Below are 8025 nucleotides of genomic sequence, written 5' to 3'. Positions count from 1 at the left end.
CTTGAATTCCGCTTCGTTTTGCCTCCCCGCCTTCGGCGCCGGCCAACGGGAAGGGGCCGGCCGCCGGTAAACGGCAGTCAACCCCTTAGAGTGCGTTCACCAGCCAGAAGAACCGTCCCCCTGGTTGAAGCTCAGTCTTATTGGATGGTATAATCCCGGACCACAAGCAAATTTCCCGAACCGTCATAGGCTTTCACATTTACCTTCGCGCCGCGGGCAAGCCCGGGCACTCCCAGCCTGAATTTGTTATTTCCCAGGTATTGCATGGCGGTGCCGTTTAGGCTGACGGAGTGCACCGTCGATCCGGCAGTTACATTTACAACGGTCACCAGTGCGTTGTAAACGTTGCTGATAGATTTGATGTCGCCCTGGGACTCTACTATAAAAGGCATCACCAGCGCTCTTGACAGAGCGGCGCCCCTCTGGCCTCCGGAGCCCTTGCGGCAAACCCCGCTCGTCACGTATAACCGGTACTCATTTCCCGCCGTGTAAGGGCTTGCAGGCCTTATGGTCACCGCGGCGCCGTCGCCGGAAATGATCAAGGTGGCGGTCACCGGACGGTTGCCGGAGTCGGTAATAAAGATGTTGCTGCTATTTACCGTTTCGGTTGCCAGCGGTCCGCTGAATTTAACCGTCCAGGACTTGTTTACGTCATCCGTGGTCCTGGTGTCCCAGACATCGTAGCCGGAAAGGATGGGCTCCGCCAGGCAAACATTAACCAATCCCAAAAACAGCGCCGGAATCAAGGCGAGGATAACAGCTATCCTGAAGATTTTGTTCATTTCAAACCCCTCCTTTTTAACTTGGCGCGGTCACCGTCAGCTCGTCAAGGCCGTATTGCAGCAAAATGCTGCTGAACAGCTTGCTGTCGGAGATCAGCCTCTGCAGGGAGTAGGCCCCGGCCAGGCTTTTGGATGACGCTCCCTTGGGCGGATATGGAGTTGTACTGCCCGGAGCAACCTTGACTGTGACCCCTTTCCCCAAGCTAGTCGTACAACCGGCGTCACTGAAGGCCGCGACGGTTATGTCCGTATCATTCTCCAACCCGGAGAAGGCCAGGTTGAAAATACGTTTGCCTTTAGTTATTGTATAGGTGGCGCATGTACGAACTGTGCCTCCTACCGTTGCCTGTATGCCATTCACTTCGTTTTCCGCCTGTATGTTGAGAGCCGTGTATTTTGTGGAACCCAGAGTGTTGTTTGACATGTCGATCTTGCTTATATACTTCTTGGGAACCACTACATATATTTCGCTGGGTGAATAAGTTCCCAGCAGGGTATCAAGGCTGCCGTCCTGCAGCATGCTGTCCAGATTGCCTTTTTCGACCGCCTTTATTACAAACGGGGGCGCTGCGGCTAAATCGGATTTTGTTAGATTTAATAATGCTTTTGGTATTTTGATATTAATGATCTGATTCGCTGAAACTCTATAACTGTTTATGGCCGGTATGGTAATTGTTATTTTGTTGTTGGCGCTCTGGCTTAAAACACTTGTTATACTGGTTGAAGGGTTTTTTACGGCGTCTTTGACCAGTTGCCACTGGTCAGCATCGGTTGCCGCGGTGAAACCGTCAATCAGCTTGTTAAGCTTGTTTTTGTTGGTTGCAATATCTCCTATCCACGTGTCGTTATTTAATGTGATGTCAAGTGACGCGCTACCGCTTCGAACGTTTGCCACACTTAATGTCGGGGAAAACGATACTGTCGCCGTTGCCGGCGGCGGCGCGGCCGCGTATACGGTAAACGGCGGTGTCGCCTGAAAGTCCTGGGCGGTAGGCAGCTTGAGCAAGTTTTTAGCAATGGTAATCAAAACTGTCTGGTCGGACGAAATATAATAGTCCGTAACAGGTGGCAACGTGATGGTCAGTACGGCGCCGGAAATTTTTATTTTACCGGTGCTGGCTTTTAACGCCGTTCTTACTTTTTGCCACTGCGTGTCGGGGCTCTCTGCCGTATCACCGGTAGATAAACGTATGCCGTCGATTAACTGGTTGACTTTTGTGGAATTTGTAATGGCATCCGGCGCCCATGCGCAGTTGTTCAGGGTGATGATGATAGTCTTGCCGCCGGAGACAATATTGTCCTGCGTCGTCGCTGTGGAAACAACGGTGCCCGAAACTGCCGCCATAGCCGGGTATATTATAAAAGCTGACGACACTGCCGGGCTGACGCCGCTCCCCACAAGACTGGACGGTATGGCGGGGGTTATTGTTTGGGCGGCTGTAATGTGATAAGCCGGCACTGAAGGCAAAGTGACCGTAACCGTGGTATCATTTGTACGTACTATGGTCCCGGCGTTCTTCAAAGCAGTTATTACCGACGTCCACTGCAAATTTTCTCCGGCGGCGCCGGAGGTGACGGTCAGATTGTCGAAAAGAGAATTATACTTCGTTGAATTGGAGGCAATGTCGTACACCCAGGTGTCATTGGTTAAAGTATATATAATGGTGCTCCCGCCGTTGACAATATTCACTTCGGACGTGGGTAAAGCGCTGGTGCCCATGATTGTCCCCGATATGGCCGCGGTAGATCCCGCGGGTGTAATGGCAAATCCCGGCGGCGACGATGGTGTGAAAATGCTGCCCGAAGTCAGGCAAGCGGCCGGAATGCTGCTTAATTGTATGGTTTGAGACGCAGTTACGTTATACGTCGGTACAGGAGGCAATGTAATCGTTACCACGGTATTGCTCGTGCGGGTAATGGCGGCTGAAGCCTTTAAGGCATCGATAACATCTGTATTCCATTTGGCCGCCTCAGCTCCGGAAGCGGTCAACGCGGTAAAGAGCGCCTGGCGCCTATCCGTTTCATTGGCAATATTGGCATGCCAGGTATCGTCGCCGGGCAGGTTCTGCAGGGTGACTATTATCGTTTTTCCGCCTTTCCGGACGTCCGCCGCTGTTGCCGAGGAGGTGATTGTTCCCGTAATAGCCACGCCGCTGTCCGTCCTGATAGTGAAAGTTGCAGGAACCAGGGTGACACTGCCGGATACCTGGAGCAGCGACGAGGGAACTTTCACGGTTATCGTCTGATCCGACGTGATATTGTAACCCGGCGTAGGAGGCAGTGTTATCGTCAAAACGTTGCCCACGAGGCTTACCGGGTTCACCGCGGTTTTTAAGTTCCCTATGACTTTTGCCCATTCCGCCGCTTCACCGCCGCCCGCCGTCATGTTGTCAAACAGCAGATTTCTCTTAGACTGTGTTGTGGCAATGTCCGCCGCCCACGCGCAGCCGGACAGGGTAAGGTCGATCGTTATTGTTTTGCCTCCCGCGACAACTTCAGACTCTTTTGTAAAGTTGGTCGAGAGGGTGGCCCCGCTCTTAATTTGACTCTGCAATAGGGTTATGTCGACATAGGCTTTAATCTTATTAGTGTTGTCTGTCGCCAGAAGGATCAGGTGCTGGCCGGCCGAAGCGGTAATATTAGTGCCTGCGGTGTAATCAGCCGCTCCGCCTAAACTGCTGTCGAGCGCCGGTGGGGCTAAAGCGCCCCCTTGTACCGCGTATTGCCACTTTGTTGCTCCGGTGATCCCGGCCAGGTTTAAGGTGGCTATTTTAGTTGTGCCCGCCGCAGTGCCGGGTACGGGAGTTGAATAGTTAGCCGGCGAACTTAAATCATATGCTCTTATATAGTCAGCTATTATCGTTATATCGGCAGATGCTTTTATTTTGCCGTCGTCGTCGGTTGCCAGAAGCACCAGGTGCTGCCCGGTTGTGACAGTAATATCTGAACCGGCCGTGTAAGATCTGGCTCCCGCTAGGATGGTGTCGAGCACGGGAAGGGTATAGGCGCCCGCCTGCACTGAGTATTGCCATTTTGTCGCCCCGGTTATCCCAGCTGTGTTTAAGGTTACTATTTGTGTCGTCCCACCGGTGGCGCCCAATACAGGAGTGGAGTAGTTCGCCGGGGTCGTCAGGCTGTTTGCCCTTATCTGACCCGGCGCCAGTGTAAGATCGGCGAATGCTTTGATCAAATTTCCGCCGTCAGTGGCCAGAAGCAGCATGTGCTGCCCTGGTGTAACAGAAATGTCTGTTCCCGCGGTGTAATCAGCGGTTCCGGCTATCAGGGCGCTGTTGCCGTCAAGGGCCGGCGTTGTGAATGGGTCATTCTGTACGGCGTAGCGCCACTTTGTCGCCCCGGCGATCCCGGCCGGGTTCAGGCTAGCTATCTTAGTGCTTCCGGCCGCAGTGCCTGCCTCAGGCGCCGAGTAGTTGGCCGGTGTCGCCAGAACGGCCGCTGCTGTATTAACATTAATTTGCCCGCCCGTAACTGTTAGATCGGCGAAACCTTTTATCTTGCCGTCGGCGTCCGTCGCCAGGAGCATCAGGTGCTGTCCCGCCGTAATGGGTATATCCGCGCCCGCCGTGTAATCCACTGCTCCGGTCAGCGTGGTGTCAAGACCAGGAACGCTGAAAGGACCCGTCTGCACCGCGTACTGCCACTTAGTCGCCCCGGCAATCAGGTTTAAGGTGACTATCTTAGTGTTGCCACCCGCGCCGCCGGGTACGGGAGCGGAATAATTGCCCCCGCCGCCTGTTAAATCAACCGGCCTGATATATTCGGGTATAATTGTAATATCGGCATAGGCTTTGATCTTGCCGGCCGCGTCTGTCGCCAGGAGTATAAAATGTTGATCCGCCGTAACGGCGACATCCATACCCACAGTGTAGACTGCCGCTCCCGCTAAAGTGCTGTCAAAAGCCGGAACATCAAAAGCACCCGCCTGTGTTTTATACTGCCATTGGGTTGCCCCCAGGATGCCGCTTAGATCCAGGGTTGCTATCCGGGTTGTTCCGGCCGTGCCGCCCGGTACCGGAGTCGAGTAGTTGGCCGGCGTGGCAAGCAGCATGTTGCTGCCGTTAATCTGCCCGGAATTTATGGTGAGATCGGCATAGGCCAGGATGGCGCCGCCGTTGTCGGTTGCCATAAGCATAAGGTGCTGGCCTGCCGTTATGGAGATGTCGGTATTGACTGTGTAATCCGATGCTCCGGTCAACGTACTGTTTAAAGGTGGAACAGCAAACGCGTCCGCCTGCGTCTTATATTGCCATTTGGTTGCCCCTGCGATTCCACCCAGGTTTAAGGTTACTATCCGGGTCGTCCCGGGCGTTAAACCGGCCACCGGCGCCGAATAATGCGTTCCTAACGCCAATGATGCCGCAGCCGGTTCGATTTGCGCCGGCAAAACGGTTATGTCGGCATATGCTTTAATCTTGCCCTGGTCGTCTGTCGCCAGTAGGATCAGGTGCTGGCCTGCCGTGATCGGTATGTCGTTGCCGCCCGCTGCCGGATAGTTGATTGCCCCCGCTAAAGTGCTGTCAAGCGCCGGGATATACGCGTCCGCCCGCACCTTGTACTGCCATTTGGCAGCCCCGCCCGGCAGGTTCAAGGTTACAATTTTTGTCGTCCCTATCGCGGAACCCGGCACCGGACCGGAATAGTTACCTCCGCCTCCGGCTAAAGTTGCCGCCGGCGAACTGATTGACCCGCTGATGTCGATATCGGCGTATGCCTTAATCTTACCCTGGTCGTCTGTCGCCAGGAGCAGCAGGTGGTCCTGCCCCCCTGCAACGTCGACAGTAATATCAGAGTTTACCACGTAATCCGTAACTCCCGGCAAGGTGTTGTCATAATCAGGTGCGTCAAACACCCCTGCACCTACCTTGATCTGCCACTTGGTCGCCCCGGAAATCCCAACCGGGCTTAAGAAAGCTATCTTAGTCGTATTTGCCGCCTGGCCTCCGGTTGGCGCGGAATAGTTTACGCCCGGTGTTAATGATGGCGCCGCTGCGGCAAAAGCGCTTTGGGGAACAGCTGCCAGAAACAGCGTTAAAACTCCCAGGCAGCATAAAAAGTACATTTTCAGCTTTAACAGTTTGTAAGACAAGCCGGAACTTTTTCCGGTCAAATCACTTAATTGACCCACTTTCAAAACCTCCTTTTACTACACTTCAGGATTGGTATTTTACATTCGTTCCACGATAGGGCAAACCAGTTGAAAAACTAAGACGTAAAGCTATGGCTCATACCTGAAAAACCCGAAGGTCATGCAGTTTAACGTGGAACGTTTATTGGCCCCGTTTACATTTAATTTCGGCAGTTATTTAAAAAAACTTTACCTTCAACGACCTATTGCTGGAAGGGCTGGAAGCAAAATGCTAAGTCCATGGTGTTGAAACATAGTGTAAAATAGTCCCCGCCCTTCCAGTTAGGTGGGGACTATTTTTACGATTACGGTTCAGATTCATACAAATTTCCGTGAAGATGAAAAAAAAATTAAAGGAAAAATATAACAAGGCCGAATTATAAAGTAATAAAAATGTTGGGAGTTGTTTCAAATGAAAAAATATTTTATTTTATTGGCCTCGTTCATCTTTACCCTTCTTTTCGTTTGTCCTTCCTTTGCAGGCGTAAATGTGACCAGTACATATTCCAGTCAACCGGTAGGCAGCTATATAACAATAACTGCTGCAGCCGACGGAATCACCAATCCTGTATACCAGTTCTGGGTAAAAGACTCGCGTGACGATTCATGGACCTCAAGCGGGAATTATGGAAGCAACACATACACATTCACCAGGAGCGTACCGGGCACTTATACGGTTGTTGCCAGCGCCAAGGCTTCGGGAGCCGCGGACAGTACTGCCATATCAAGCTCCACGTTAAATGTTGCCTTTACCAAAATGGGGTCGGTAAGCGCCCTATCTGTTTCCGGACCAAGCGGGAGCCAGCCCGTCGGCAGCAGCGCCACCTTTACCGCCACTGCCGCCGATAACGGCGGCACCCCCTGGTATGAATTCTGGCTGCATGATTCGAACGACTGGAGAGTCGTTAAGAACTGGTCGACAAGCAACAATTATTCATTGAGCAATCTGCAGTCAGGCAGCTATGTGGTCGCGGTATACTCACTCGATCAGAACGATAAAGATGCCGGCAAATGGGATATGGCTTATTATAAATCATTTGTTCTAAACATCGGAAGCAATGTAAGTTTAACCACCCCTTCAAGCGGAACTGTAAATACCCCATTTAGTGTTGCGGCCAGCGCCGCTGGCATAACCAGCCCGGTCTATCAATTCTGGTATAAGGCTCCGAACGGCACATGGACCGGCGGCAGTTACAGCAGCACTGCGACATTAAGTATTACACCAACGGCTGCGGGAACTTACACCGTCATTGTATACGCCAAGGATCCATACGCGCCGGCTGACGATACACATAGTGTACAGAGTGAAGTTAAAACAATCAATGTGACAAGTGATGGCCTGGAAATAATTAGCATCACATAATTTACAAGCGCTTAAAAATCGCCGCCAGGGTTTGCCAAGGGGACGGTTCTCTTGGCTGGTGAAAAACGCCAGCCAAGAGAACCGTCCCCTTGGCTTGGGGTATTGTTAAGGCTCAACAGTCAGATATTATCTGATGGTTGAGCCTCTCTCATGCGCAAAACTTCCGATTGATCCCTTGGAGAACCGTCCCCCTGGTTTTGCCCGCATGCTCAGGGTCTCTGACTCCGCGGGGCCGGTATACGGCTCGCTGCGTTCTTTACGCCGTTATACCGTATTGCCTTCCCTGCCGGTTCACGAGGTCGGCACCCCGGAAGGGTGATTTCGGAGCTCAATGGCTGGCCTGCGTTTCCCCCTGTCAACGCTTCACGTGCGGCCTCACGACCACCCGCGCATGACTCGGGGCCGTGGTGGTACAGCTACTCCTTCCACGTGGGGCTCTTTCATCCCCTACTCTATGCCGGTTTATCCCGGCGCTTTCGAACCGTCCCCCTGGTTATCGGTTCAGTTTTCCAGCTGTTTCTTCAGTTCCAAAACGGTCTCCCTGGACAGCCCGGTTATTTCTGCCACTTCATCCACGGGAAAGCCCCTCTTTAACGCTGTCCTTGCAACTTCAATCTTGCCCTCAATCTTGCCTCTCGTTTCACCTTCGAGCAAAGCTTGCCTCTTCATCTCGTCCAGTGTCCGTTCGATGTTGGTGATCACTTTCTCCACCTCCCTGGGGTCGGTTTCCTCCAGCA

General features: G+C 52.7%; 3 protein-coding genes and 1 pseudogene. 1 reads left to right on the top strand and 3 read right to left on the bottom strand.

Annotated elements, in window-relative coordinates; translation table 11 throughout:
- Positions 1 to 137: 137 nt before the first annotated feature.
- Both Pmgp_RS18435 and Pmgp_RS18430 read right to left on the bottom strand, forming a co-directional pair.
- Positions 138 to 782, bottom strand: a complete 645-nt coding sequence (locus Pmgp_RS18435; protein ID WP_134216032.1) for an Ig-like domain-containing domain — start codon at positions 780 to 782, stop codon at positions 138 to 140.
- A 16-nt stretch (positions 783 to 798) separates the two neighbouring features.
- Complete coding sequence (locus tag Pmgp_RS18430) at positions 799 to 5925, bottom strand: hypothetical protein (protein ID WP_134216030.1); 5127 nt, start codon at positions 5923 to 5925, stop codon at positions 799 to 801.
- A gap of 412 nt (positions 5926 to 6337) precedes the next feature.
- Here Pmgp_RS18430 and Pmgp_RS18425 point away from each other — a divergent pair, with 412 nt between their 5' ends.
- Positions 6338 to 7288, top strand: coding sequence for a hypothetical protein (locus tag Pmgp_RS18425; RefSeq protein WP_134216028.1), 951 nt, complete (start codon positions 6338 to 6340; stop codon positions 7286 to 7288).
- Positions 7289 to 7789: 501 nt separating this feature from the next.
- Here the strand turns inward: Pmgp_RS18425 and Pmgp_RS18420 are convergent.
- A pseudogene (locus Pmgp_RS18420) lies at positions 7790 to 8025 on the bottom strand (Rpn family recombination-promoting nuclease/putative transposase); the annotation flags it as partial.

Origin of the sequence: Pelotomaculum propionicicum, assembly GCF_004369225.1 — a bacterium.
GTDB lineage: Bacteria > Bacillota > Desulfotomaculia > Desulfotomaculales > Pelotomaculaceae > Pelotomaculum_B > Pelotomaculum_B propionicicum.
Note: the sequence above shows the minus strand (reverse complement) of the source record. Positions and strands in the feature narration are given on the sequence as shown.